Origin of the sequence: Mesorhizobium liriopis (assembly GCF_024053505.1) — a bacterium.
Taxonomy (GTDB): Bacteria; Pseudomonadota; Alphaproteobacteria; order Rhizobiales; family Rhizobiaceae; genus Mesorhizobium_B; species Mesorhizobium_B liriopis.
Window position 1 is genome coordinate 16,926 of the sequence record NZ_JAMXQS010000012.1, and the last position, 26,864, is coordinate 43,789.

At 60.0% G+C, this 26,864-nt stretch carries 20 protein-coding genes and 1 pseudogene; 2 read left to right on the forward strand and 19 right to left on the reverse strand.

What is annotated here, in order from left to right; genetic code table 11:
• Positions 1-523 precede the first annotated feature (523 nt).
• Complete coding sequence (locus tag NGM99_RS20795; protein WP_252822556.1) at positions 524-709, reverse strand: hypothetical protein; 186 nt, start codon at positions 707-709, stop codon at positions 524-526.
• A 284-nt stretch (positions 710-993) separates the two neighbouring features.
• Here NGM99_RS20795 and NGM99_RS20800 point away from each other — a divergent pair, with 284 nt between their 5' ends.
• Complete coding sequence (locus NGM99_RS20800) at positions 994-2,061, forward strand: Stealth CR1 domain-containing protein (protein WP_252822558.1); 1,068 nt, start codon at positions 994-996, stop codon at positions 2,059-2,061.
• A gap of 1,014 nt (positions 2,062-3,075) precedes the next feature.
• On the opposite strand, the gene NGM99_RS20805 is transcribed toward NGM99_RS20800, so the two are convergent.
• The 17 genes from NGM99_RS20805 to NGM99_RS20885 form a co-directional block, all read right to left on the reverse strand.
• Positions 3,076-6,093 carry an autotransporter outer membrane beta-barrel domain-containing protein gene (locus NGM99_RS20805; protein ID WP_252822560.1) on the reverse strand — a complete coding sequence of 1,006 codons (3,018 nt, stop codon included), beginning with the start codon at positions 6,091-6,093 and terminating at the stop codon, positions 3,076-3,078.
• A 650-nt stretch (positions 6,094-6,743) separates the two neighbouring features.
• Positions 6,744-7,088 (reverse strand): hypothetical protein, encoded by a 345-nt coding sequence (locus tag NGM99_RS20810; protein WP_252822562.1) that lies wholly within the window; start codon positions 7,086-7,088, stop codon positions 6,744-6,746.
• 61 nt (positions 7,089-7,149) lie between these two features.
• A complete protein-coding gene (locus tag NGM99_RS20815; protein ID WP_252822564.1) occupies positions 7,150-9,948 on the reverse strand; it encodes an autotransporter family protein in 2,799 nt (932 codons plus the stop codon).
• 120 nt (positions 9,949-10,068) lie between these two features.
• Complete coding sequence (locus NGM99_RS20820) at positions 10,069-10,647, reverse strand: GNAT family N-acetyltransferase (RefSeq protein ID WP_252822566.1); 579 nt, start codon at positions 10,645-10,647, stop codon at positions 10,069-10,071.
• 3 nt (positions 10,648-10,650) lie between these two features.
• Entirely contained in the window at positions 10,651-11,217 is a 567-nt protein-coding gene (locus tag NGM99_RS20825) for a GNAT family N-acetyltransferase (protein WP_252822568.1), read from the reverse strand.
• Positions 11,218-11,332: 115 nt separating this feature from the next.
• Positions 11,333-11,638 (reverse strand): hypothetical protein, encoded by a 306-nt coding sequence (locus NGM99_RS20830; protein WP_252821602.1) that lies wholly within the window; start codon positions 11,636-11,638, stop codon positions 11,333-11,335.
• A gap of 442 nt (positions 11,639-12,080) precedes the next feature.
• Entirely contained in the window at positions 12,081-13,280 is a 1,200-nt protein-coding gene (locus NGM99_RS20835; protein WP_252822569.1) for a mandelate racemase/muconate lactonizing enzyme family protein, read from the reverse strand.
• Positions 13,280-14,188 (reverse strand): D-2-hydroxyacid dehydrogenase, encoded by a 909-nt coding sequence (locus NGM99_RS20840; RefSeq protein ID WP_252822572.1) that lies wholly within the window; start codon positions 14,186-14,188, stop codon positions 13,280-13,282. The genes NGM99_RS20835 and NGM99_RS20840 overlap by 1 nt, the downstream gene beginning before the upstream one ends.
• Positions 14,188-15,690, reverse strand: a complete 1,503-nt coding sequence (locus NGM99_RS20845; protein WP_252822574.1) for an aldehyde dehydrogenase — start codon at positions 15,688-15,690, stop codon at positions 14,188-14,190. Before NGM99_RS20845 ends, NGM99_RS20840 begins: the two co-directional genes overlap by 1 nt.
• 36 nt (positions 15,691-15,726) lie before the next feature.
• Complete coding sequence (locus NGM99_RS20850; RefSeq protein WP_252822576.1) at positions 15,727-16,692, reverse strand: dihydrodipicolinate synthase family protein; 966 nt, start codon at positions 16,690-16,692, stop codon at positions 15,727-15,729.
• Positions 16,693-16,769: 77 nt separating this feature from the next.
• Entirely contained in the window at positions 16,770-17,873 is a 1,104-nt protein-coding gene (locus NGM99_RS20855; protein WP_252822578.1) for an ABC transporter ATP-binding protein, read from the reverse strand.
• Entirely contained in the window at positions 17,873-19,036 is a 1,164-nt protein-coding gene (locus NGM99_RS20860; protein WP_252822580.1) for an exo-alpha-sialidase, read from the reverse strand. The genes NGM99_RS20855 and NGM99_RS20860 overlap by 1 nt, the downstream gene beginning before the upstream one ends.
• Positions 19,037-19,046: 10 nt before the next feature.
• On the reverse strand, positions 19,047-20,261 hold the full coding sequence (locus NGM99_RS20865) for a sialidase family protein (protein ID WP_252822582.1): 1,215 nt from the start codon (positions 20,259-20,261) through the stop codon (positions 19,047-19,049).
• 36 nt (positions 20,262-20,297) lie between these two features.
• On the reverse strand, positions 20,298-21,767 hold the full coding sequence (locus NGM99_RS20870) for an aldehyde dehydrogenase family protein (RefSeq protein WP_252822584.1): 1,470 nt from the start codon (positions 21,765-21,767) through the stop codon (positions 20,298-20,300).
• Positions 21,764-22,630, reverse strand: coding sequence for a carbohydrate ABC transporter permease (locus tag NGM99_RS20875; protein ID WP_252822586.1), 867 nt, complete (start codon positions 22,628-22,630; stop codon positions 21,764-21,766). The genes NGM99_RS20870 and NGM99_RS20875 overlap by 4 nt, the downstream gene beginning before the upstream one ends.
• A complete protein-coding gene (locus tag NGM99_RS20880) occupies positions 22,630-23,544 on the reverse strand; it encodes a carbohydrate ABC transporter permease (protein ID WP_252822588.1) in 915 nt (304 codons plus the stop codon). The genes NGM99_RS20875 and NGM99_RS20880 overlap by 1 nt, the downstream gene beginning before the upstream one ends.
• Positions 23,545-23,634: 90 nt before the next feature.
• Positions 23,635-25,140 (reverse strand): extracellular solute-binding protein, encoded by a 1,506-nt coding sequence (locus tag NGM99_RS20885; RefSeq protein WP_252822590.1) that lies wholly within the window; start codon positions 25,138-25,140, stop codon positions 23,635-23,637.
• 102 nt (positions 25,141-25,242) lie between these two features.
• Here NGM99_RS20885 and NGM99_RS20890 point away from each other — a divergent pair, with 102 nt between their 5' ends.
• Positions 25,243-26,196, forward strand: a complete 954-nt coding sequence (locus NGM99_RS20890; protein WP_252822592.1) for a GlxA family transcriptional regulator — start codon at positions 25,243-25,245, stop codon at positions 26,194-26,196.
• A 472-nt stretch (positions 26,197-26,668) separates the two neighbouring features.
• On the opposite strand, the pseudogene NGM99_RS20895 reads toward NGM99_RS20890, so the two are convergent.
• Positions 26,669-26,864, reverse strand: a pseudogene (locus tag NGM99_RS20895) (hypothetical protein); the annotation flags it as partial.

The window sequence follows — 26,864 nt, forward strand, 5'->3', positions numbered from 1 at the left end:
TCTACTTTGGGCAAGAGAACGCAAAAAGCTCAAGCAAAACAATCACCGAGTTCGCTTCCAGCATTCTCCGCCTAGCGGAGACACCAGCCAACTGACACAACCAGTCGCGCCAAATTCTTTAGTGAAGACAATGAGCCAAACCTTGTGTCGGAAATGCCAAGGTCACAAGCTTTGGAGAATGAAGGCGCAGAGAGAAGAGAAAGTGCCTATTAACCGGTAACCGCCAACACAAGCTTGTGGCGATAAACCCCGCAGTTCTGCGGTATCTGCAGTAAGACGATCAGCGCGAGAGAATGATACGAGGCGGAGCGGTGGTAGAGGGAAGGGAACTGGCAGCTAACCTTCTCCGTTGGCGCCTCATCTCTTCAGTGCCCAACCGTGTTGTGCTCCCCTCCTCTACAACAAAAAGCCCGATCCGCTGGTGAGAGCGAACCGGGCCAAAGTGGGCCGGCTGATACGCTACGCACCGGCAAATGCACACTGCTTGTTTGTGGTGAAGATTCCGTATCAAGGATATCTGATTTCATCCACGCCCAAGCAGCGCCGCAAGCGCTGCAGCGCCAATTAAAGTCACTTCGATCAAACGCTGCGCAACGACTGTCTGTATCGGTGACGGTGCCTGTTGTGAACGAAGTGCTAGCACCATTGCTGCTGCGCCGCTGAGAACAGTGACCACGAGCACTGCCACGAAGATCAATTGTTCCGTCATGCCCTTTCCTCCTCAACCTTGGGTCAGGAGAGTAAGGGCTGTACGGAAGGGGTGAATGAGTTTGATAGCTCGTATGTGCCGCTCACCACTGGGGACCAGGTGAAAAGGAGCGGGAGCTGCTGGCGAGAACTTAAGTGAGATTAGCCTCATTTGATGGAGATCCGTGCGCTTCCTGACGGTACCCTTGGAAACGGAGATGTGCCGGCTTACATCCGCGGACCGCGCCTGTGTGCGGGCTTCATTCACTTGGCGAGAGCAGCCGTGCCTTTTTTGAAAGACCCGTTTTGCCAGACATCGATTTCGTGATCACTTGGGTCGATGGTTCGGACCGGCGCCACCTAGTTTCACGCGAACAAGCTGCTACGGAGCTGGGCTACAGGAAAGGCGGGACACGACTCCGCCAGAGTGGCGAGATTTACTATCTGATCGCCTCCATCATCAGATATGCGCCCTTCTTCCGTCGGATCTACGTTGTCACCGACAACCAGAAGCTTACGTTTCTCGATGACTTTATCGAAGCGGGCCTGTGTCGCGCCGACCAGCTTCAGCTCGTCTCACACGACGTGATCTTCGATGGCCTTGATGTGCCTCGGCCAACCTTCAATTCGCTGACGATCGAAGCTGCGATGTGGCGCATTCCCGGATTGGCGGAGCACTTCGTCTACAGTAACGACGACATGTTCCTGAACGCGCCGCTCGAACCGGAAGACTTCTTTCAAGACGGCGCTCCAGTCATCGGCGGCACCATGACGCTGCCCGATGCGTGGCGCCCACGCTCTGTTGCGCGCAAGCTTTTTGCCTATCTGCGTGGCGGCACTGTCAGGGAGCGTCCGCGTTACAGTCGCGACACAGAGCGGGGTGCAGTGCTTGCAGGCCATCGCGGCCTCTTCCTGCTGGCCCATCATCGTCCCCATCCCTTGCGCCGTTCAACCGCGGAGGCTTTCTACAGCGAGAAGCCGGATGTCCTACGCGCCCAGCTTCACCATCGCTTCCGCCACACCTCGCAATATCTGCAGGTCGGCCTGTCTAATCATCTTGAGCGCAAGAGGCATGGCGTCAGGTTTGGCGCGAAGAAATCTGTTGTTTACATTCGCAAAGGTCGCGGACCGGCAGCGCTGAAGCGAAGCCTCGAAGCGATGCGCAACGCCTCCGCGCCGTTCGGATGCGTACAAAGCCTGGAACGCTTCTCTCCCGAGGCTCAAGCACAGATCCATGCCACCTTGACCGAGAAGTTCAAGGACGTCCTGCCGCCACGCATATCAGGACAGACCATCGCGCAGCCGTTGGTCCTTGCGGCGAAGGATACAGCTTCGGTGACGCCGACGAGGGTGGACGCGGAGCCGGCGAGCTAAGGTCGATGACGGAATCCCATTCTACGCGATAGTTCCCTCGGACGGCCCTCATATGCATCCCTGTCCGCATTGGGCCCTCGGCTGGCAATCCTGATCGCTGGGTGATGGTAGGGCCGGCGTTCGCATCCAAAGTATTTTTGGATCGTTCTCGCGATGCCTGAATTGTGCTTATACCTCGAACACGGTTTTCCCAATGTCTATGCGCCTATCATTCGGCTTTGCAGCCCTCGATGCTGCATCCGCATCCGACCTTGCATCAGTACTCATTGCAGACGCACTTCCCTCTGAACGCAACAAAGTCCGCAGATTGGTGGAAGACGCCTTGGAGAAAGGCGACACGATCCGCAGGGCGCGCGTGTCCCACTAATCTCATCAACAATTCAAACGGTCCGATCTCATGATTGAAAACCTAGCGATTTGGTTCGCCTCTCTCGACCCCGCCTTCGCCAATGCGCTTGGAGAGTCTTTTGTTAAGACGGCTTCCCCCCAAAAGCGCGAAAAGGCACGACTGCGCGTTGGCACAGCACTCGAGCGAGCAATTGAAATCCGAAAGGCTCGCGTGCTCGTTTAGATCGGCCCCCCTCTGCATCAAATCGGCTGCACCTGGCCTGGGTAACGCGCACGACCTACAGTAAGACGGGATGGGCTATCCGACAAACGCATCTCTTTACGGTCCCAAGGCAAGAGATGCTGGCAAAGAGCCCGTCCGGTGGCCAAACACTGGACGGGCATCACCGACGCTCTAACGTTGCAAGTGATGAGCACGAACGAACCGCATCCAGACGCCGTGAGCTATGACGATGCGGGTGCGCTCGGGTGTGTTGCAGGCTGCGATCCGACACAGTTCGCAGGCGACTGCCACCGTTCCCATTTCGCCATCAACGCATGCTATGGCTGGACGGCTTCAGTGAAGGCCATATCGCATTGCGGCGCAGGGAGTCTCTAAGCAACGCACTAATCTTAGACCCAAGTACGATGCCTTCCAGCCTTGTGGTTTACATTTGCCCGATGATGTCAGAACCGCCCGTTCAGATTGGCTGAGATCGTATGCTGCTGCAGCGCATCGCCGAACATCCCGTCATAGCCGAGCGCGGCCGAACAAGCGCCACTTGAGAGCCGCAACTTGCCTCCCAAAGCCAGTGCGTTACGATCGGCCGGAAGTCCAGATACCGAAAACGAAGGGCCGCCGACAAAGCGGACGGCTTGACCTTCGCCATCAATCGCGGCGAAGCGCCAGCCGGCATTCGCACTGAACGCCGCTTCGAGATTGTCACGCACGCGCCATGCCGTGCTGCCCCGCAGGCCCAGAGTGCCGACAAAGCCGTCGACGCGCGACCCGTCCGATGCGAGCCCTGCGACACCGTTCTCGCTCCAGCCGTCACCGTCCCACCAGGCATAGGACAGGTCGGTAAAGGGTTCGAGCGTCGCGAAGGAAAGCTTGAATGGATATCCGGCCCCGGCCCAGACTTGGCCTGACCGCGCATCGAAATCACTCGACAGCGCTTCCGAGAGCCCGGGCAGCGCGACTTCGCGCGAAACATCGACGCCATGCCAGGAATGCAGCGCGCCGAAGGAAAGGTTCCAGTTCTCGATCTTCCCCTGCCCGTAAGCCGCGAGCGTGAAGCTGTCGATCTCGGCCTCCGAGCCCCGCGCGTCGAGATCGATCCGGTTGTGCGAGTAGCCGCCTGCGAGCCCCACGAGCCAGTCGGGTGTGATCGCAACATCTGCACCTGCCAGAACGCCGGTCCGGGTCGCATCGAATGCTGCGGCATTGCCGTCGGTCTCGAACCCAGCTGCGGCGCCGAACGGTTTCGCCCAGAGCTGCAGCCGTTCCGACCGCAGCACGGCTTGACTGCTCAAGAGATCGCGCAACAGCGTATCGCCTTCGATGCCGCGGCTCGCGATATCGGCATAGATTTCGCCGGAAAGGCTATCGAGACCGTTGCGCGCCGTGCCCTCATCGCCCGAGAGCAGAAGCGCGTCGAGCACGGCGCCCAACCCCCATTCTTCCAAAGCCTGCCCAACCGCGCGCTGGTTCGGCGTCTGCGCCACGCTCGACAACTCTCGTCCATTGCGCGCGACAGCGAGATCCACAGCCGTTGCGCCATAATCTACGTCGAAGGATAGAAACAGCGTGTCGTCCGGCTCGTCGGCGAATGTGCCGGTCACGGATGCGGCCGAGATTAGGCGGAAGCGGCTGCCGGCCACGGTGAAGCCGGCGCCGGGCGAAACCACCAATTTCCCGCCGTCGAGGCTCGCGGTTCCCTGCACTGTTACCAGATCGGCATCTGCACCAGGCGTCAGCGCCACGGCGAAGACCGAGCCCGCTGGGAAGGAAAGATCGCCCGCGACCGTCAGCGTTTCGCCATCGCTCTGGCGCGAAAGCGTGCCTGACACGGACGTCGTGCCGACAGTGCCCGCCCCGCTCAGAATGCCTTCGGCGAGCACCACAACGCTTGACGAGGCGATCAATCCCGACACGGCAAGCTCGCCCGCTTCCACCGTGGTCGCCCCGGAATAGGTGCTGGTGCCGCTGAGGCTCATGCGGCCGGCACCCTGTTTCACGAGTCCGCCCGAGCCGCCAAGTGTGCCGGAAAACGTGGTATCCGCGTTGTTGGCGCCTGTTGCAAGAATGGAGCCGGCTGAGAGATCCACCGTGCCTGCGCCTTTCAGCGACCCGATGCGCTGATTGAACCCAGCAAGCGCCAGCGTGCCCGCACTTTCGACGGAAACGGCGGTGTCCGAGGGCAGGGTATTCGTGGCCGCCGTTTGCAGCGTGCCCGCGCGAACCACCGTTTCGCCCCTGTAGCTGTTCGTGCCTGAAAGTGTCAGCGTGCCGGTGCCGGTCTTGACGAGCGAGCCGCCCGCGCCGCCATCGGTGATCACACCGTCCACCGTGGTGGACGCATTGTTGCCGCCCACCGTCAGCCGATTGGCGCCAAGCCGGAACGTGCCCGGCCCTGCGATCGATCCTGCCGAGACTTGGCCGGAAGAAACGCCCGAAAAATCCACCGTACCACCGCCGTCGGCCTGAAGCGTCGCAAGCCCACCTGTGGCATTTTCTGAAAAGCGCGTTACGGCATCCGGCCCGGTGACGATGCTGGCACTTCCTGCGCTCGCATTGCCGGAAAGCGCCAACTCACCGCCGTTGTTAATGCTGGTCTCGCCGAGCGTGGCATTGCCCGACACGACCAGGCGGCCGGTCTTGTTGTTGACGATCTCCGCACTCGCAGCTGAAGCATTGCCGGTAAGCGCGACCGTGCCGCTATTGGCAATGAAGCTGGTACCGGCCGACGCATTCCCGGAAAAACCAACCGTGCCGGTCCCATTATTGTTGATGCTTGCATCCGCCGCCGAGCTTTGCTCGGAGAAAGCGAGCGAACCGTTGTTGGTGAAAGCGGCGGTGTCGGCGCTGCTGTTGCCCGAGAAAGTCGTTTGCGCGTCCTCGTTGGTGACGATGAAGGCACCCGCCGCTCGCGCGCGTTCGGTGAAGCTCAGCGTGCCATTGTTGGTGATGCGCCCGTTTCCGCTCGACGCATCGCCGCTGAAGGAAACAGTGCCGCTCGCATTGTTTGTGATGTCCGACTGCCCGCCGGTGGCCTGTTCGGAAAAGGCGAGCGTGCCGTTATTCGTGATCCCGGCATTACCGGCACTAGATTGGCCAGCGAAGGTGGTCCTGCCGCCCTCGTTGACGGTGACATTCGCACCTGCCGCATTGGCCGCACTGTTGAAGGAAAGCCGGCTGTCGCGATTGACCGTAATCAGCGCCGACCCGCCTGAAGCGCGGTCGTTGAAAAAAGTGGCACCGCCCGAATTGTTGATGATCGTGGCATTTGCCGCTGTGCTGTCATCGTCGAAGGTGACCGTCTCGCCTTGGTTCGTGGTGAGCGCCGCATTGCCCGCCGAGTCGGTGCCGGAGTAGGTTACGTCCTGCGCAGTGATCGCAAACGGTGCAGCTAGCGAGGAATTTTCACCCGCCGTTCCCGCGAAGGCCTGCTGGGCCGAGAGCGGTGCAGCGCTCCATAGCAACAAGCCTGTGGAAGCGACAACGGCTCCACCTCGTATCTGCAAGATCGAAGTTAGAGCAGTTGTGAGAGACCAAGCCGTGTTCGACATTCTGCGTGCTTGGTACATTCAATCTAATTGCGCCAGCCTGACCTCTCCGAACTGCGGCCAATGTACTCCACGCAAGAGCGGAATACACAGAGGGCGACGAGCTTGGCTAACGTTGCGTTTCTCTTCTGGAGACTACGGGGTAGGCTTTACAGTCAGGCGCTACCTTCCGGCTCCATGTTACCGATTTCGACGCTCGGGTCTTCAGCGAACGCTTACTTTATGACGGATCGGATGACGGTGCGATCATTCTTGCAGGTTGCACATATCCCGCGTTCTCGCTCGAAGTCACTTGTGGTGCCAAGCGCGCCTGTGATCTGAGCCGAGTGCGCGTTCGACATGAACCCCATGGCATCACAGATGCACTTATCACAGACTGCGGCAGGGTGCTGACTGGTGATGAATTCGTTCACGCGCTGGGCGACAAGCATTTCGCTACCTCAATTGGTGATCGACGGGCTCACACGGGCACAGCAGCCGACGAACTCTTGTGAAAAGCCTGAGCCACCCACCCCCAACGCCCCATCGTCAGCTTCGGCCGGCAGTGGGGCGTTTTTCTACGTTTCAGCCTAGTGCCTGGCCCTGTGCGCCGTCTCGCGATAGCCACGGATCAGGCCGGCCGCCAATCGCAACGACGTCGCCACATCCTCGTCCGAGCCGGCAAACGGCGTTTCCGCAGCAGCCATCAGCATCTCCACGCTCGACAGCTGCGCGCGCTCCACATCGCCCAGCATCGCCTCTTGGTACTCACGGATCGTGGACGCGGCGCGACGAAGCAGGGCACTCCGCTCCCGACCGCTCACGCAATCGACCTCATTGGCGGCGCGGGTCAGCTCGAAGATAAAGGCGGGCACGCTGTCCTGAGCAGTCTCATCTGGAGCGTCATCGCGTGCCGTGGCTGGATCCTCTTGCAAACAAGAGCCCCGCGTCAGCTTGTGCTAGCGCGGGGCTTGTTCAATTGCTCTGGCTTGAGCTTCAGAACTTGTAGGTGAAGCCCAGCGCCCCGCGATGGCTGTCGATGCCTGAGGCGAACGTGCCGTCATAGCGGATGTTGGCCGACAGGTTGTCGGATAGGGCAAAGCCAGCCCCTGCACCCAGCAGGAAGCGATCACGGTTGCCACCTGTGACGGACGTGTCGAAGTCAGCACCCGCAGCCGCGATCGTTGCGAAGCTCGTATCGTCCTCGCCGCTGAGTGTGCGCTCATACATCAGCTCGATCTCAGGCGTGACCGTGATGCTGCCCAGCTGAACGGTCGAGCCAAGACGTGCGCCGATCGCGCCGTAGAACTGATCGGTGTCGTCGTCATCAACGGAAAGGTTGAGAAGGCCGGCACCGTCTTCCGTGTAGCCATCGCGCGAGGCATGGACACCACGCAAACGAGCCACAGGCCCAAGCTTGACGTTGCTCAAGCCAGCCCAGGGCGCCACGTCATAGAACGCTTCGGCAAAGCCTGAGATGGCATCGCCATCGGCATCACCCCGTGCCGTGATCGTGTCTGCACCGACCGCGATGTCACGGCTCAGATCGTAGTTGAGCCACGAGTAGGACAGTGCACCAGACAGCGCGAGGTTGCCTTGCGTGTGGTTGGCATAGATGCCGACATGGCCGGCATCGACATCTGCTTCGCCATCGGTCACGTCGACATCGGTCTGCGAGTAGCCGATGGCTACACCAAACACGGTCGTGCCCGCTCCATAGGTCGTGTATTCGAGGCCACCTGCGACACCGCCCGTCTGGCTGTCATAGCCGAAGGATGAGCCGCGGCTGTCGACAGAGGTGTCTTCGCCGAAGCCCGAGATCCAGACAGCCAGGCCGCCCTGATCGACAACCGGCGCCACGCCCACGATGTCGGCGTTGAAGGTGCCGGAATGCGTCAGACCGTTTGTCTTGGTCTTCGGCTCTTCGGCAAAGCCCAGCGGCACGGTCGTGCCAGCCGCAGCATTACCACCGATCCCACTTTGCAGTGCCACACGACGCCCCAGCGTTTCGGAGAACGCCATCGAGGCATTGCCCGCACCGTAGACCGCGGCAGGGCCGTTTGCCTTATTGGAGAAGCCCGGCGTCGGCGTCGGTTCAGGCGTAGGAGTTGGAGTGGGCTCGGGGGTGGGCGTCGGTGTAGGCGTCGGGGTCACCTGCTGCGTAAGCGCCAATGCGACAGTGGTCGCATCATACTGTGCCACAACATCGACATCCGGCAGGTTGTCGACGACGCTAGTGAACTGACCAGTTACCGATTGAGCGTTGATGATCGTGAAGTTCGCCGGGTTCGAATAGACGTAGTTGATGCCGTTTACGTCAACCGTGCCGCCTTCGATCAGCACATTGCCTGCAACGTTGAGAAGGCTGTTGGTGTTGGTCGGGCCGTCAATCGCAACGGCATAGGTCGAGCCTGTCCGGAAGGTCGCATTGCCTGCGACATTCAGCGTTCCGAACGTGCCGCGCGATCCCGGGGTAATCACCGAACCCGATAGAGCATCGAAGCTGCCTATCGTGCCGGAGCCTCCGAGGCGGGCGCCATCCGCGACGGTGAAGGCCGTGCTGCCCATCGTGCCATCGACGAACAGACCGCCGTTGAGCACGGAGAAGGCGCCAGTACCAGCGTTGGACCCGGTAAGCGTGAACGACCCAGTGTCGATTTTCTGGAACAGTTCGAAATCGCGATACTGCGCGGTGCTGTTGGTGCCATCAAGATCAAGCAGTGCGGCGTCAAATGAACCGTTGCTTGATCCACCCAAAGCGAACGTATCACCGATCAGTTCATTGCCTTCGCCAGCGTCGACCAACCCAGATACGACGCCGGAGGCTCCAAGAACGAACGTATCATCTCCGTTCCCGAGGATAGCCGCCACTGGGCTCGACGACAGAGTATCGGTGCCGCCTCCCAACCTACCCAAGACCGTAAGGGTCGTATCGATTGGTAGGGACAAATCCTCCTCAAACCCGCTGCCATTGCCTGAAGTAACAACACCGGTTGCGCCAATCGTTATCGAAGCAGTCGGGTTCGCTCCGCTGGGGATTGGCACAGGCCCACCAGAGGGGCCCGAAATTGCAATGCCGGACCCACTCGCAGAGACCACCCCATCGACATTGATCGTAGCGATCTGCGCACCCGGAACAGCGTTTCCAGAGTAATCGATTAAGATGCCATCTGCGAGATATTGCTCCGCAAGAACTTTGCCGGTCTCTGAAATTGTTATCGCTGCGCCATCGTCAACGTTGATAGCAGCTGGCTTCCCGGGAAATACCATCTCGTCGCTACGTACTGCGACTGTGCCATCAATACGAATGTCACTTCGTGCACCTGCAAATATTCCATTTCCTAACGACGAGATCGTTCCGCCCTCACGAAGCAGAAGGGTCAAATCGTCGCCAGCAGACAGACCGGAAACAGACTTTCCGTTAGCGAATACGTCACCCACTGTTACGTTGGCATTACTACCAACCCGAATGGCGTCACTGGAATTAGTGCTCTGTATCACGCTACCATTGGCAGCATCGATCACCGCGTTATCGCCGAGCTCAATGGCGGTGCCGTCTGTCGATATGCCACCCGTCCCACTGACGTTGACGGACACGCCGCTCACACCAGCTCCCAGAACACCAGTCGTTTCGATGGCTGAGCCGCTGCATGTGACTGTGTTCCCGCTTCCCGGATTGTTCGTATCGCAGGAAGCAGAAGCTGGCGAAGCGCTCAGAAATGAAGCTGCTGTTGCAAGTGTCAGAACAGAAACGCCGGCGAAGAGCTTGGCGCCCGAGATACGGCGCGAATGCATGTTTAGAACCCCACCTGCCAGATCGGCAGGCACTCGATCTAGATCATCTATCCGTCATGCGAAACCGGTTTCACAAAAGGGCCATGCGCATTTGGTCAGCCGTGATATTGCAGCCACAGATCAATGACTTGCGAGCCGTTCCAAAGTTTTAATGCGAGCTGTCGCCCAATCCTCCGCGAAAAGGGCCATGCGAACCTGATCGACGAAGGTAGTGCCGTCATGAGAGAGCAGCTCTCGTTCAAGTCGAGCCTCGAAACGATAACCGCTGCTTTCTGCTCGACGAATGGTACGCTCGTTGAACGCAGCAATTTCGGCAACGAGTTTGTTCACCTTGAGCGTGCCAAAGACGAAGTCGTAGAACGGAACCTGCGTTTCGTCAGTTGCGCGGCGCGATCGGTACTGCTCTTCCGCGATGAGAAGATGCAGATTAGCCCGACGATGCGCTGGGTTGAGTTCTAATATTCGATAGCCAATCAACCTCATCTGGGCTTTCTCGTAAATGCCGATGAGATACTTGCGTTCGTTATCGAACGTGGCCGCATAACGTGCGAGCTGGTTAAGATCGAGATGTCGTGCGGGCAGATTAAGCGATCGCATCAGTTCCGCGTCCGCGAGCCAGCTCTGCATTGCAGAAAGGTCCGATCCCGGGCCGAGCGACTTCTGGATGAAATTTGGCGTCGTCCATTCAATTGCGGGCATGGGCTAAAAACCCATCCGCTTGAGCTCTTCGACTGTGCCCGATCTGATCTGAGGCCAATCGACAGCAAGCAGACCATGCGCCAACTGATCAAGACGAGTGGTGCCATCCGTCGAAAGCACTTCGCCTTTCAACACGCCTTCGCGTCGCATTCCCAGCTTCTCCATCAGAGCAGCCAAACCCTCGCGATGAGCGCTGATACGGGTTGCGATCTTCTCGACCCTCATCTCATCAAATAGCCAGTCAAATGCCGCCATCGTTGCCGTGATGATAACCGCCTCTTTAGCTTCGCCAGGTTCAGCAACCATCAGGTTGTAGACTGCAAGCTTATGCCGCTCATCAATTGTAACCGTGAGGATGCCGATGATTGCTTGGCTGCTTCCGGAGACAACTGCTCTTGCGACGCGGACACGTTCGTCAAAGCTCAAAATGTAGCGAGCCATTGCGTCGGGTGTGTATTGCTGCGGAGCGATATTCATCGCCGCAGCCAGCTTGGGGTTGGCAAGCCAATTTGACAGACTTATGCTGTCCGAGACCTGAAGGGCGCGCAGAGTGGGTCGAGAGAAAGTCATGCGGGAACTGGGATACCTGCGAAGATTGGTCGTGTCGCTCTAGGAATTAGCATATCCGAAGCTTCGTTAGACGGTCGCTTCGGTGTATGACAGCGCTTCCGCGGTCTATCATTGATCAGCGCGCCTGCGCCTTCATCGTCTCAAGCTGCTCGCGTGCCCACCACTGTGCCTGCTCAAGGGCCTGCGGATCGTTCTCGCGGATGGCATCGACAAGCTGGCGAAGTGCAAGGGTGAGATGAGCTGAGACATACTCACGCTGCGCAGGATCAGCGATGCAAGCGGCAAGCGCTCCGCAGTCGTCATCATTGGTGCGGATCGCCTCGGCATCAGCACTCGGCCGGTCGATGAAGTCTGCAATCGATGAGGCCAGCAAGCTGACCAAGGCTTGTCCGAGATCCTCTGTCACGGCACGATCACGCACCAGACGCAGCCTGAGGCGGCAATCACTGGCGTGAGCATCAGAACCCAGAACGCAGCCCAGAACCGAAGATCATCGGATATACGCGGCACGACTTCCCCCAAGCGGTACGATCCCCGCATGAAGAGCTAGCACCGGTTGCCGTTGGGGTAAGTAGCCGGGACGCAACACCAGTGATCTGATGAGTAGACAAGACAGCCACCAGCGCTCGCGGCGGTGCATCCGATCCGACTTGGCTTCCAAGCCGGGGTGAGCAAACTGCAAACGGTGGTTTGCTGATTGCTCGGGTGCACTACCAGCCTCAGCGCGCCGTTCGATCTCGATACCCGAGAGCCTCTTGGATAATGCCTGCTGGCCAACAATCCCGAAGGCGCAGCGAGCATTATCACTGAGGGGTCAAAGCCTACTTCGAACTTTTTAACGTCGGCGCGAAGTTCGCGCGTGTTCAGGTACGCCAGTAGTCGTCGGGCGGTGGACCCCAGTCGGTCAGCACGCAGGAATAGACCGCCGCTTCATCGAACGGATAGCGACTTTCAATATCGGGAGTCAGCGTCAGGCCCAGACCTGGTGCAGTGGGGCGTAGGAGATAACCGTTTTGAATGCGGCCCTGATCGCCGATCATCTCCGCACCAAGCGGGAAGTCGAGCATTGGGTATTCAACCAGCTTGCCACCAGCTGCGAAGGCAGCGTGATAGCTTGCCATGATCGCTGCTGCACCGCCCCAGGCATGCACGACCACGTCGATACCCTTGCGCTTCGCCGCTTCGAAAACGTCCATCACCGCGGATATACCGCCCATTACCGAGGCATCTGGCTGCACGAAATCGTATACGTCGTTGTCGATGCGCTCGATCATCTCTTTGGGCGTGGTCACGATCTCGCCGCCACACACCGGCACGTCGATGCGTCGGCGCAGTTCCTTGAAGGCTTCCGGCACATCAGGCCCCAGCGCCTCCTCCACAAACACCATTCTCTGGTCGGTGATGGCATGCACGGCCTCGACGAAGGCAACGACGTCGTCAACGGCCTGCGGGGGATCAGCAAGATTCTGGCACATGTCGACGCCGACCTTGATACCGCGCCGCCCGGCTTCGTCCAGCACCCAGGCTGTGCGTAGGATGTCTCTCTTAACTGACCGGATCTTATAGATCTCGATACCAAGCGAGCCCAGAAGGTCCATTTCTCGGATGAACTGGTGCTTAGCGTCGCAGCAGCCGCCCGAGCCGTATATCTGGATCGACTGCGCCTTGGCACCGCCGAGCAGTTCATAAACCGGCATGCCGAGGCTTTTTGACTTAGCATCCTGCAGTGCGATTTCGAAGGCAGCGATAACGTGGCGGGCGGCACCCTGCAGGGACCAGTAGTCGCACAGGCTGCGCAGATCCTTCACGCGTCGATCGATGTCGAACCCATCCTTGCCTAGCACCTGCGGCTCGCAGAGATCGACGATCGATTTAAACACCAGCGGCGCGAACACTGCGAGATAACCTTCGCCGAGGCCCGTTACGCCGTTGTCGAGCGTGATCTCGACCATGCCGATGGTCCGCTTAGGTCCGTTTGGGAAGCATTCCTTGATCTCGGGGTCGTCTGCGTCGGCATAGGGTGACGACAGTAATACGCAGCGGACATTGGTGATGATCGGCATCAGTACCCTCTCGAAAAATCGACGACGCCGTGCAGGGGCTGATCGGCCTTTAACCGATCCAGATTGGCGAGAAACACATCGATCTTGCGATCAATCTCGTCGCCTGTGCCACCGCCGGTATGCTGGGTTAGGATGAGGTTCGGCGCGCTCCACAGGGGATTGCCCTGCGGCAGCGGCTCGGCACGGCTCACGTCAATCACGGCTCCGCCGAGGACGCCGCTTGAAAGCGCTTCAACGAGGGCCGCTTCGTCGACCAGTGTGCCACGGCCGAAATTGCAGAAAATCGCGCCTTGCTTCACTCTTGCAAAGCGGGCTTGGTTGAACAGGTCACGGGTCTGTGGCGTGGATGGCACGGTACAGACTATGATGTCGGCGTCGCCGAGCGCGGCATCGAGGCCGGCGACACCCTCCCGCCTCGCAACCGTCACGATGGTACAGCCAAAAGGCTGAAGCAGGTCCGCGAGTCGCAAGTTGATGGCACCACGCCCTAGCATTAGCACTCGTGCGCCGCGCAAAGTCTTGAGGTCGGGGCGAAGCGTATCGCCGAGCCAATCGCGGCTTGCTTGAATACGGATTAGACGGTCTAGGCCTCGATAGAACGCTAGGATGCCGGCAAGAGCTGTCTCGGCCACCGGGTCTGCGAAAAAGCCGGCTAGGTTGGTGACGATCACATCTTTGCCGTCACGTTGCCAGTCGAGGTCGGCATATTCGCCGAAGCCAACGGATTCAAGTTGCATCCACTGCAGCGCGGCATTGGCCTGGACGTCGAGCGGCTCCGGATTGCCGAAGATGACCTCACAATCAGCCGCGCCGCCAGCATCGGGCCTGACGATTTCGCAGCCCACCGCGCCCTGGCGCAGACGCTGCGCCTGCTCATCTGTTAGGGAAACATGGAGGCCGATCCGCATCAGGCGTTGCCTGGCAAGCGTGTGCTGATCCAGATCGTCTTTGTCTGGACATACTGGTCGACGGCCTCGGTGCCATTGTCACGGGCCAGCGATCCCGAGCGCTTGTAGCCGCCGAACGGCGTCTTGATGTCACCTTCCGAGAAACCGTTGACCGAGACCGTGCCACATGGCAACCGGCGCGCCATGTGGATGGCACGGTCGATGTCACGCGTAAACACGGTCGCATGCAGGCCGTAGTCGGTATCGCACGCGATGCGGAGCGCCTCGTCCATACCGCCGACGGGCACGATCCCGAGCACAGGGCCGAAAATCTCCTCGCGCGCGATTGTCATCCCCGGATTGACGCCTGAGAACACTGCGGGCGAGATGAAACAACCTGGTCCGCTGGCCTCGCCGCCGGCAAGCAACCGCGCCCCCTCGCGCGTGCCGGTCTGTATGTAGCCCATCACCCTCGCTTGGTGCTCCTGCGTAACCATTGCGCCGATATGGGTGGCCGGATCGAGTGGATCGCCGACCACAAATGCTTGGGCACGGGCCGTCACGCGCTCGGCAAAGTCATCGGCGAGCGTGCGATCGACTAGTTGACGCATGTTTGCAGAGCAGTTCTGACCGCCGTTCCAGAAGGCCGACATCGCAGCGTGCTCGATGAGGTCGTCGCTAAGATCGGCGTCGTCGAGGATGATGAACGGGCTTTTTCCACCCATCTCCAGCCCGACGACCTTGAGATTGCTCTCGCCTGCATAGCGCAGGAAATAGCCGCCGACTTCAGTCGACCCGGTGAACGATACAATGTCGATGTCGCGGTGGCGGCCGATCGCCTGACCTGTCGTCTCGCCCAGACCGGGGAGCACGTTGAGGACACCGTCGGGAATGCCAGCCTCCTGCGCCAAAGTCGCGAGCCGCAACACCGAGAGCGGAGTCTGTTCCGCCGGCTTGACCAGCACCGAGCAGCCTGCTGCAAGCGCTGGCGCCATCTTCCAAGCTGCCATCAAGAGTGGAAAGTTCCACGGCAGTACCAGGCCGACGACGCCGGCCGGCTCTTTAACGATCAGCGCTAGTGCGTTCTCGCCGGTCGGCGCGACCTTACCGAAGCTCTTGTCGGCGAGTTCAGCATACCATTGGAAGAAGTTCGGCACTTCGCGGCCGATCTCGTTGAGACAGTCGGTGAGCGTCTTGCCGCTGTCGATACTTTCCAGCACCGCAAGCTCATCGGCATTGTCGCGCACCAACTGCGCCAGCTTGAGCAACACCGCCTTCCGGTCCTCTGGCGCACAGCGTGACCACGTGCCCGAGGTGAAAGCCCGGCGGGCGGCCTCGACGGCGCGATCGACATCGGCCGCCGAGCAGTGCGCGACCTTGGCAACCAGCGTGGCTGTCGCCGGGTTGATCGTATCGAACGTCGCGCCGTGCTGCGCGTCCGTAAATTTACCGTCGATGAAGGCAAGGCCGTTGGGCGACAAGCTGTCGGCGATCGCGTGCGCGCGGTCTCGGGTCAGGGTCATTGAAGGCTCCAGCAGAGGTTAATCGGGAGTGCGCGATCAGGCGATGAGGCGCGGCACGCCAGCGGCGCGCATCATGGAAAGCGTTTTGTCGCGATAGAGATTGCGGACGTCACGTGTCGGCGGACGGCAGCGGCTAGATGGCAAGCCGACCAATTCCATACAAAGCTTGTCAAGGTAGCCGTCGCCGCTGGTATAGTTCTTCTCGATGTCGACCCAGAGCTTGTAGAAGGGCATTGCCTCGTCGACCATCATACGAGCGATCTCCGTATAGTTGCCGGCGCGAACCTCCTCGATCAGTTTGATGCCCCATTCGGGCCAGTAGTTGCACAGGTGCACTTCGAAGGCGCGCGCGCCGAGCGACGGCATGGCCGAGTAGGGGAAGAACAGATTGTTATCGATGATCGTGAACCGGTCGGAAAAGTTCGAGGTCACGTCTTCGAACTCCATCGCGTCGGTGCGCGGCGTCGCCCATTTCAGTCCGACGACGCTCGGCATTTTAGCGAGCCTGTCGATCATGCCGAAGGAAAGATTGGTCGAGGTCCAAAACGTGTTGTAGACAATGATGCCGATATCGGGCGCCGCCTCCACAGCAGCCATCACGAATTCCTCGAAATCTGCTTCGGTATGAGTGAAGTAGAACGGGCACGATACCTGCAGGAAATCAAAGCCCATCGACTGCGCGGCCTTAGCAAGTCGCACCAATTCAAGCGTGCTAGTCGACTGCCCACCAAACGCCAGCGGAAGCTTGCCCCCCGCCTCGTCAGCAACCGTTTCGGCGACGCTGATGCGCTCCTCGAACGACATCGTCGAGAAATCGCCAGCGGCCCCACCAGCTAACAGCGTAGCCGTGTCTGCAGTGAGGCCGTTATCAATTAAAAACCGCACATAGGCCCGGATCGTCTTGTGGCTGACCGAAAAGTCGGGACCTTCCTCGAAGGCGGTAGGTATGGTGACATAACAGCCTTCCAGCCGCTTCTTGAGTCTGTCAAAATCCACGGTCATTCTCCTCGTGTCCGGCAGGTGCCAGCAAGTTCTGGTTCGGTTCGTGCCAAGGCTTACTCGGCACATGGTTCGGCCGTTCAGGTGCTGCGTTGCAGGGCAATCGTGGCGCCGTCTGCGCTGAAGAGATGGCTACGACCCCAGTCGGCGCCGACGCTGTAGCGACCAGGTTCGCCACGAACGCCCGACTGGGTATCGACACGCATTATCAGTGAGCCTGCTGGATGCGCAGGAGCGTGCAGAAAGCTTTCGCCGCCCAGCCGCTCAACGAACTCGACGTCAGCTTGGAGCACCGGCTCGCCCAAATTGGCCAAGCGAAAATGCTCTGGCCGCACTCCGATCGTTAAGCTGTCAGGGACTCCCTGCGGACTTTCCACGCGCAATTCGACCAGCCCCCCGGTCGTGCCTGGAACCGCGAGCCAAATCCGGTCACCGTCGCGCCGCTCGACCCGCGCGTCGAGGAAGCTCATTTTGGGCGATCCCATGAAGCCCGCGACAAAGCGGTTGCTCGGCGCGTCGTAGATATCAGCCGGCGTGCCGATTTGCTCGACAAGTCCGTCGCGCAGCACGACAATTTTGTCGGCAAGTGTCATGGCTTCCGTCTGATCGTGGGTCACGTAAATCATTGTCGTGCCGAGCGCGCGATGCAGCTTGGCGAGTTCGAGCCGCATCTGTACGCGCAGTTCCGCATCGAGATTGGAGAGTGGCTCGTCGAACAGAAAGACTTGCGGTTCGCGAACGATGGCTCGACCGATGGCGACGCGCTGCCGTTGGCCGCCTGACAATTGCTTTGGCAGGCGTTTAAGCAGCGGCGTAAGTTGCAGCGTTTGCGCGACAGCCGCCACCCGTGCATCACGCTCGGCCTTCGGCATACCCTGCATCTGCAGCGCGAAGGCCATGTTCTCGGCGACCGTCTTGTGGGGGTAAAGCGCGTAGCTTTGGAACACCATGGCGACGCCACGCTCAGCTGGTGCGACGCCGCGCATCGGCTTCCCACCGATTGACACGACGCCGCCGCTGATTGGCTCCAGCCCGCAGACCATGCGCAGTAGCGTCGACTTTCCGCAGCCGGATGGACCGACGAAAACGACAAACTCTCCGTCTTCCACGGTGAGGTCGATGCCTTTGAGCACGACCAGTTCCCCGTAGCGCTTTGTGACACCCTTGAGCTCGACCTTGGCCATTAGTGAGTCCTTGGAACTGAGACCAGCGCCGACTGCGGCACTACAGTGGCATGGAGGCCAGTGATGCCGCTGGCCTGAGCGTAGTAGGCAACAAACAGGCTGCCGTCGGCCCGCAGCGCGGCGGTGGGATAGCCGAGATCACGATTTGGCAGGTCGGAGCGGACAACGAGCGGAGTCGTTGCGTTCCAGGTTACGCCAGCGTCTTCTGACAGATACAGAGCGATGCCGAATGGCTCACGACGACGCCCAGTCACTGCGGCGATACGGCCCTTATCCAGCCGCACCAAATGTGCGGGATAGTCGGCAATTCCGGTCGCCGTCGGATCGCTCCACGAGTGGCCGCCGTCGGTGGAGCGCACCGAGTGAAGGTCGCGGCTGACATTGTCGCGTAGCAGCATCAGGATTGCCCCATCCGCGGCGAGCAGCGGCGCCGGCTCTTCAAATTCGTGGCCTTGGCCTGCCGCGACCATGATCGGCATCGACCAGGTTAAACCTCCGTCTGTGGAGCGCACGACGAAAACCTTGGCATAGTGCGGGACATCCGAGAGCGGCAGCACGATCGCGCCGTCGATCTCGATCGCGCCGCGCATGCCGTAGCCTCCACTGAAAGGAGCGGTGTCGATGCGCACCGATTGAGTGAACGTCGCGCCGTGATCTTCAGAACGGTGCACCCACGTCTCACCGCCGCTTCGCGCCCAAGGGTACCGTTTTGCCAGCGTTAACGCCGCACTCGACCAGTCGGACAATTCAGCAGCCATTGCCTGCGGTCCCATTAGGTCATCCGACGTCAGGTAGCTGCCGGACGGCAGATGCGCGACCGCATAGGCCAATGGATACCAATCGAATTTCCATTGGTTGAGGAGAATGGTCCCCGACTGCAGGACCGTTAGTCCTGCGCACTCGACGCCTTGCCAGCCGTAGCCTGGCACAGGGTTTGGCTCCGACCAGCTGCGGCCCTCGTCGGACGATCGCATCAGCATATTGCAGTAGAGTGGGTCCTGCGGCGGATGCAGAACTCCCGCACGGCACCGCGATTGCGTGAACACCATCAGCCAATCGCCATTGGCGGCGACCGTGAGGTAAGGATGCGCACAATAACTATGCGCATCGTTGTAGATCACGACGTGATCCTGCTCGTCGGTATTGAGCGCGATTTGCGGCACGGCAGTCCGCTCAAACTCGGAAGCGCGTGCAGCGCAGGTATTGCAGCGGCTTCGGATCGTCGGTCCACTCATGGTAGGAGCACGCAATCGAGCCGTCATGGTTCTGCACCACGCTGGGATAGCCGATGTGCTGGTAGATGCCAGGATGGTTCGGGTCGATCCGCCCCGCGTCGTAGCCCTGTTCGCCGACTGATCCGCCCAAGCTGGAAACAGGCTTAGCCTTGTCCGAATAGTCCGGCAGCCCGCCCTCCCGGATGATGAACTCGTTCTTGACGTCCCAGGTCACCCCATCTTCTGAGATGATCCCTCGCGTGCCGTAAGGCGGCTTGCGATACCCGTAGACCATCAGATAGCGCCCATCCTGCAGGGCGATCAGCTCGGGCGGAAAGCCCCAGATGTTGGTCCATTTCGGCGGCGTCCAAGAAAATCCGTCATCTTCCGAGACGATCATCACCATGTTCTTGGCGTCGCTGGTCGGGTTTACGTGGGTCCGCATGAAGCAAACGAGACGTCCGTCCTTCAGCCGCACCAGACCCGGTTCTTCATAGTCGATGATGCTGGCCGGGTCGTAGCCAAGGGTCGAGTAATATTCCCAGTTATCGCCACCATCATCCGATCGCATCAAAGCCGAGCGGGTAGATTCGCCTTCGCCTTCCTCGCCGTATCCGCGGATGCGCCCATAAAGGCCCATCAACAAGCCGCCGTCTGGTAATTCCCAAACGCCGCAGCGACAGCCGCCATGTTTCAGCGGGCGCACGTTCACTGGGATTGGCTGACCCCAAGTTTCGCCGCCGTCCTTGGACTTGATGACATACGTGCCCAGCCATCCCTGGGTTTTGAACGCCCAGCTCCAGTCGCCCCATTCCTTAGTGATTGGACCGCTGGACCAGGAAGGCTGCAGGTTACGTTGGCCGCGCTTGAAAAAGCCGGTCAGAGTATAGTTGATGATTAGCGTGCCATCGCTGGTCTCGCAGATGCCGCAGTCCCAATTGCCGGTGGTCTCCGACCAGGGCAGCACGACCTTGGGCTCGCTCCACGTCTTTCCGCCATCGCTCGAGCGCGTCATCACCGTCTGGCCGCTGTCATGGTGGAAGGGGAAGCGCTCTTCGTTGAAGACCGCGATAATGTCGCCGTTCTTCAATAGCCGCGTCGCGATCTGGTTGACGCAATGCTCCTTGTCCCGAAAGATCGTAAAGTGTTCTACGTCCTTGATCATTGTCGTCATTCCAAGTTCCTTCATTCACACTTGCGCCGGCGCGGCTTAGAGCCGAATGCCGATATTTTTCATGGACAGATAGTTGCGGACACCTGGCAGCCCGCGCTCGCGACCGATGCCGCTGTCTTTGATGCCGCCGGTGGGCGCCTGCACGCCACCGATGAACCAGCCGTTGATCCAGACTGAACCGGCGTCGATGTCGCGCGCCATGCTGAGTGCACGCGAGACATCGCGCGTGTAGACGCCGGCGACGAGGCCGTAGCCAAGGCTGTTGGTCAGCGACAAAGCCTCGTTGGCTGTGTCGAAGGTGCTCGACACAGCGACGGGCCCGAAAATCTCCTCGCGGGCGAGCGGGTGAACTGCATCGACGTCGGCGAAGATCGTTGGCGCCACGAAGTAGCCGCGAGCGAGCCCCTCCGGCCGGCCGCCGCCGACCACCAGCCGGCTGCCCGACGCATGCCCGGCCTCAAGATAGTCGCTCACCTTGTCGTATTGCTCGGCCGAGACGAGCGGACCAAGATCTGGATCGTCAAGGCCCTTTCCTACCGTCAACCGTGATGCCCCAGCCGCGAGCTTGTCGAGGAATGCGTCGCTAATCGAGCAGTGCAGCAGGAAGCGCGACGAGGAAGAGCAGACTTGGCCGCTGTTGCCGAATGCGCCGTCGAGTGCATCGAACGCGGCACGATCAAGATCGGCGTCTTCGAAAACGATCATCGGATTCTTGCCGCCGAGTTCTAAGACAACAGGTTTCAGCCCTGCGGCGGCACCGGCATAGATCTTGCGGCCAGTCTCGACTGAACCTGTGAAAGTAATACCGCGCACCAGCGGATGCCGGACCAGTGCCGCCCCAGCTTCGGGGCCGTAGCCGGTCACCACATTGACGACGCCGTCGGGCAGGCCAGCACGGTGGCAAAGTTCGGCAAAAGCCAATGCCGTCAGCGGCGACTGTTCGGCAGGCTTCACCACCACGGTACAGCCGGCGGCAAGCGCTGGCGCGACCGAGCGTGCCACCATGCCGAGCGGATAGTTCCATGGCACGATATGCGCCGTTACACCGACGGGCTCGAGCATCGTGAAATCGACCAAATCGCGGCCGAGCGGGATAGTCGCGCCTTCCATCTTGTCAGCCGCACCGGCATTGTAGCGAAGCGTAGCGCAGGCACCCCGCACATCGCTGCGCGATTCTTTGAGCGGCTTACCAACGTCGAGCGTTTCCATCGTCGCGAAACGCTCGATGTCGGCTTCAAGCAGGTCAGCAACGCGCAGCAGGAGCTTGCCGCGATCGGCCGGCGAAATAGCCCGCCAGGCACCGTGGAAGGCGTGATGCGCTGCCTCTACTGCGGCATCAATGTCGGCGTCGGAGCCGCGTGCCACTTCGCCCAGCACTGCCTCCGTGCTCGGATCGATCGTCTCGAACCGGGTACCGTCGCTTGCCGGACACCAGTGTCCGCTAATGAAATGCGCGTTGGGGAGCGGACCCGTGACACCCACAAGTGCGTGGCCAGAGGTGGTCATTGCTTGACGCTCCCTGACGACAGACCTTGGATGAAATAGCGCTGCAGGAAACAGAACAGCAGCAGGCTTGGGATCGACAGGATGGTCACCGCCGCCATCGCGACACTGTAGCCCTCGATCTGTGTGCGCGTACCGACAACTGGCGTGAAGGCCGCTATGCCGACTGGCAGCGTCTTCATAGACTCGTCGAAAGTGACGAGCAGCGGCCACAGGAAGTTATTCCAGTTCAGCGTGAAGATGATGACCGAGGCGGCGATGGCCGGGGCACGCGCCAGTGGCAAGGCAATGCGGAAGAAAAGGTTGAACACACCCGCGCCGTCCATGCGGGCTGCCTCTTCTAATTCCTTGGGGAAGGCGAGGAAGAACTGACGGAAGATGTAGACGCTGAAGACGTTGCCGATCGATGGCAGGATCAGCGCTTGGTAGGAGCTCGCCCAGCCAAGTTTCACAAAGCCGAGCAGCAATGGGACGACAGAGACTTCCGCTGGAATCATCAAGGACGCTAGGAACACGTAAAATAGCGTGTCCCGTCCGCGAAAACGCAATCGTGCTAGCGCATATCCCGCCATTGCTCCAAACAGGACACAGAGCGCTGTTGCAACCGTTGCTTGGATGACGCTGTTCAAGCCCCAGCGCACAACCGGATAGTCGAACACCTTGATGTAATTATCCAAAGTTATGCGGTGCGGCAGCCATTCGATATCGCGGGTCATCACGTCGCCGGGATATTTCAGCGACGTCGAGACCATCCAGATGAAGGGCAACGCCCAGAGCACCGCGACGCCCATGCCGAGCGGCCACAGGAACAGATCGGTGCGGTCGAGGCCGCGTGCCTCAAGCCTGTCATCGAGCCAGCTGCCCATCAGCCACGCTCCTTCAAGATGAAGCGCTGAACGACGGTGATCGCCAAGATCAGTGCGAACAGCAGTAGGGACACAGCCGACGCGTATCCAAAGAGGTTGCGCACGATGGCCAGGTTATAGATGTAGTGGATCGGGGAGGCCGAGGAGTTGGCCGGGCCGCCATTGGTCATCACATAAACCTGGCTGAAGATTCGCAACGTTGCGATGAGCTGCAGCGTCACGACCATGCTGATGACATTGCGCAGATACGGCAGCACGACATGCCTGAAGCGTTGAATACGGTTTGCGCCATCGGCACGTGCCGCGTCGATAATCTCACCTGGGATGTCTTGGAGTGCGGCTAGGAACAGCACGAACGCTAGGCCTAGATCCCACCAGATGGAGGCGATACTGACACCGATTAGCGAGAATCGTGTCGAGGTCAGCCACGGGATGTCATTAAAACCCAAGAACGAAAGATAGTAATTCACCACGCCGTACTGGGTGTCGAGCATCCACACCCAGACCAGACCGATCACCGTAGCCGAGACGACGGTGGGCGCGAAGAATAGTGTCCGCGCCAGGCCCGCCAGCGGGTAGCGGCTGTTGACAAACAGCGCGAAGAGCAGGCCCAGCACCGTCACGCAAGGCACGATGATCAGCCCGTAAAGGAAGACGTTGCGGAACGCAGCGCCCACCCACTGATCAGAAAAGGCGTGGGTGAAGTTCTCGAGTCCCACCCATTTCGGCTTACCCACAATGCTCCAGCGGGTGAACGAGATGTAGATGCCAAACAGCACAGGCAGAATGTTGAATAGGAAGAACGGCACTGCGAAGAATGCAACCAGCAGATAGCCGGCGCGGTCGCTCTCATAGCGTTCGGGTCCAATGTCAGCGCTGATGCTGACGTCGGTCCGTATTGCAGCCATCGTCATGGAAAGTATCCCGGTTACATTTGCAAGACGGTTGCGCGCGTTCGGCTGCGCCTCACCGTCCTGCGAATGCCGTCAAAAGGGAAGCTTCGGTCAACCCTCGTCGAGGTCGGCCTGCCACTGCGTCTTGATTTGCTCCATGGCAGCGTCGATCGTGGTCTGGCCGCTCCACACGCCTTCAAGCGTCTTGGCCAGGAAGTTGCCGCCCGAGTAGATTGTAAAGTTGGGTCCGTTGACGACGGGGATTTCCCCGATGGTGGCGATGCTCATACCGTCGACGAAAGCACCGCGCTTGTCCCACGGACTGCCTGATGTCTTGTAGTCCGGGCGCTCCAAGATCGATTTGCGAGGCGAGGCGCCGCGGCCAACTGTCGTCCACAGGAAACTGTTGTCCGATAGCCACTTAACTGCCTGCATGGTCGCTTCGTGCCGACCCGTGTCGGCCTGTTTGTAGAACTCTAGGCCGCCTTCCTCGAAGTAGGTCGCGTGCTTCTTGTCGCCAATCTTGGGGAACAGCGTGGTCTGGAAGGGTAGGTTCTGGCCGATGTAGCCGGCTATCGTCCACGGTCCGGTCCAGAAGATCGAACCCTGTCCGGTGCCGAACGCCTTGTAGCGATCGGTGACATCGCGTGTCGAAACCTTCTCCTTGTCGAAAAGGTCGAGCACCCACTGCATAGCGGCCTTGCCAGCCTCAGGATTGACGCAGGCCGTCTTCAGGTCATCGCTAGCACGCTGGAAGCCCATCTGCTCGGCGACGATGCCCCATGTGACGGTCGGCTGTACGCCCGACCCAGTCATCATGATGCCCGAGCGCGTGACCTTGTCGCCTTCGCGCTTGGTCATGGCACGCGCCCATTCCATTAGAGTGGCGCCGTCCGCTGGCGGCTTGCCGATGTCTAGGCCGGCCTCCTTAACGTGATCGGTGTTGATCTCAGGCTGGAGGCTCATGAGATCCATCGGGATCATGAAGATCTTGTTGTCGTATTTTGGGTAACGCGCCGCCGTGATGGAACTCTCGCTAAAGTCTGCGAGATCAAGCCCGGACGACTGGATCAAGTCGTCAAGCGGAATGATGACTTCGTCGCGCGCCAGCTGAGCGCTCTTGCCCGCGGTACCCCAGCCGAAGTCCGGGGCCTTGCCGGTGGCAGAGGCTGCCAGAACCTTGGTGACGTACTGCTCTTCAGGCACAACCTCCATGCGTATCTGGACGCCCTTGTCCTTGTGCGCATCGTTGAAGTTAGAGATCATCTTCGCCCAGACTTCGCCATCGGACGCTGACAGCCAGCTCCAGTGTACGATCTCCAGTGGGTCCGCGGCCGAGGCCCGCCCAGTCCAAAAATATGGGACAGCGAGGGCGGCGCCGGTTGCGGCGGCCGATTTCAGCATCGTGCGTCGGTTAACCGGCGGCGCAGAATTTCCAAGCAGTTTCATCACCATAGCAATCTCCCATTGGTCACCGCCATGCGCCGACCATCTCTGTTCGAGCTGTTTTTGATTATGCTGCGGGCCGTGGTGACCACCTCGGCTCTGACGCATTGTTCCCCAAATACCTTGGCAATTATTGACTTGAAGCGGCAGATTTTTATCATGCAGCGTCAAGCTTAATTTATTTGAAGACTTGCTATGACGGCTGCTCCGGTTTCAAATCACCTCGATAGCCGCCAGCCCCGCTTCGGATTCTTGCTCCAGCCCGAATTTCCGATGAACGCGCTGATCGTGGCAACTGAGGCCTTGCGCATCGCCAATCAGAATAGTGGTCGCACGATCTTCGAATGGCAGATGATCTCGGATGCCGCGCGGCCGGTGCGCGCAAGCAACGGCATGTGGGTTCCAGCCGACTACGGGCTTGCCGATTTTCGCCGCTGCGATGTCTTGGTTGTATTGGAAGGCAACTTGCCTACCCAGAATGTGTCGCCGGCGATCCGGGGTGCGCTACGCAACGCGTTCCGCCATGGCTCAATGATTGTTGGCGTTGATACCGGCGCCTTCGCCATTGCAGCCGCCGGGCTGATGGGCAATCGCGAGGCGGTGGTCCATTGGGAGGCGGTGCCTGCCTACATGGAGCACTTTCCAGGCGCGCGCACCTGCAGTCAGATTTTCTCCATCGAAGGGCAACTCGCATTCTGCGCCGGTGGTGTGGCTACCCTCGATCTCGTGCTAGCGTTAATCGGCAGGCTCGCCGGCCAGGCTTTGGCGCGCGAGGTCGCCAATGCGCTTGTCCACACGCCGCGCGAAGACATCCATCCGCAGAGATTGGATGACGGGCACGATGAACGCGACCACCAGTCGCTGTCGCAGCGGACCGTCTCTTTGATGGAGAGCAATCTCGACTTTCCGCTGTCGTCTTCCGAGATTGCCGCGATCCTCTCTATCTCGGTCCGCACACTCGAACGCTGCTGCGTCCGCGAGTTCAATCAGTCACCCGGTCAGCTCTATTTGCGCCTTCGGCTTCAGGCAGCGCGCAACTTGCTATTCTACGAGGAAAGCCCAATCCAAGCGGTTGCCGTCGCCTGTGGCTTTTCCTACCCGTCAGTCTTTTCACGCGCCTTCACCGCCCAGTTCGGACAATCACCGCGCGCATTCCGAAAAGCTCTACGACAGCGCCAACGTGCTATTCGCCCGGAAATCGTCCGCATGTCGGACGGCCAGATCTGAAGGTAACCCTTGGGCGGCCCAATGCCCGATCGAAAGATGTCCGCGTCATGCGAGTATCTTAAGGGCCGATCGCTGATCAGGGTAGAAATTGGCTGGCTCTGCGTATGGCCCTATGGGCGACATAGGTTACGGCGAGGCAATGCATGTGATCGTGGCTTCGCTTGGCGGCATGCTGCTCGAACGACCGCCTGCTACCGAGGAGGCAGTCGATCACATCGCGTTCCTAGCTTTGATCAGAGCGTCGTCCACAGCCTCACAGCTAAATGCCATACTCAACTTCTGTGATCGCAGCACACTCTTGCAAAAGTGCCAGAGTTCATCGGTGCGGCCGGTGGAATCGTTGCTTGCCCACCTCCCCGCTTTGCACACAGTGCAGACGTCAGTCGTGCGCTCGGGATGAGCTGGACGCAGTAGGCCTAGCTATATTGCATCTGGTGGCCCGCCTCGGCGGTATAGCTGGCGGTCCCACCGCTCATGCGGGGTTGTCCTGCTGGGCGGTGCGGACAGTGCTAGCATTGGCAGCCAGCGTCACGCCCCGGGCAGCGGCAACAGCGGCAAAGGTCAGCGCTTCTCCATCTGCCTTGCCCTCTAGCCTCGCCTCCTGTCCTGTGAACGCCTGCCAGCGTTGGATGGCGACATCCACATAAGCGGGGCTGAGCTCGATGGCG

What these genes read in the sequence shown, in the direction of transcription:
- NGM99_RS20840 (WP_252822572.1), bottom strand. Translation starts at nt 14,188, where the DNA reads ATGCGGATCGGCCTCCATGTTTCCCTAACAGATGAGCAGGCGCAGCGT.
- NGM99_RS20870 (WP_252822584.1), bottom strand. Translation starts at nt 21,767, where the DNA reads ATGACCACCTCTGGCCACGCACTTGTGGGTGTCACGGGTCCGCTCCCC.
- NGM99_RS20845 (WP_252822574.1), bottom strand. Translation starts at nt 15,690, where the DNA reads ATGACCCTGACCCGAGACCGCGCGCACGCGATCGCCGACAGCTTGTCG.
- NGM99_RS20825 (WP_252822568.1), bottom strand. Translation starts at nt 11,217, where the DNA reads ATGACTTTCTCTCGACCCACTCTGCGCGCCCTTCAGGTCTCGGACAGC.
- NGM99_RS20850 (WP_252822576.1), bottom strand. Translation starts at nt 16,692, where the DNA reads ATGACCGTGGATTTTGACAGACTCAAGAAGCGGCTGGAAGGCTGTTAT.
- NGM99_RS20875 (WP_252822586.1), bottom strand. Translation starts at nt 22,630, where the DNA reads ATGGGCAGCTGGCTCGATGACAGGCTTGAGGCACGCGGCCTCGACCGC.
- NGM99_RS20890 (WP_252822592.1), top strand. Translation starts at nt 25,243, where the DNA reads ATGAACGCGCTGATCGTGGCAACTGAGGCCTTGCGCATCGCCAATCAG.
- NGM99_RS20880 (WP_252822588.1), bottom strand. Translation starts at nt 23,544, where the DNA reads ATGACGATGGCTGCAATACGGACCGACGTCAGCATCAGCGCTGACATT.
- NGM99_RS20835 (WP_252822569.1), bottom strand. Translation starts at nt 13,280, where the DNA reads ATGCCGATCATCACCAATGTCCGCTGCGTATTACTGTCGTCACCCTAT.
- NGM99_RS20855 (WP_252822578.1), bottom strand. Translation starts at nt 17,873, where the DNA reads ATGGCCAAGGTCGAGCTCAAGGGTGTCACAAAGCGCTACGGGGAACTG.
- NGM99_RS20865 (WP_252822582.1), bottom strand. Translation starts at nt 20,261, where the DNA reads ATGACGACAATGATCAAGGACGTAGAACACTTTACGATCTTTCGGGAC.
- NGM99_RS20795 (WP_252822556.1), bottom strand. Translation starts at nt 709, where the DNA reads ATGACGGAACAATTGATCTTCGTGGCAGTGCTCGTGGTCACTGTTCTC.
- NGM99_RS20815 (WP_252822564.1), bottom strand. Translation starts at nt 9,948, where the DNA reads ATGCATTCGCGCCGTATCTCGGGCGCCAAGCTCTTCGCCGGCGTTTCT.
- NGM99_RS20820 (WP_252822566.1), bottom strand. Translation starts at nt 10,647, where the DNA reads ATGCCCGCAATTGAATGGACGACGCCAAATTTCATCCAGAAGTCGCTC.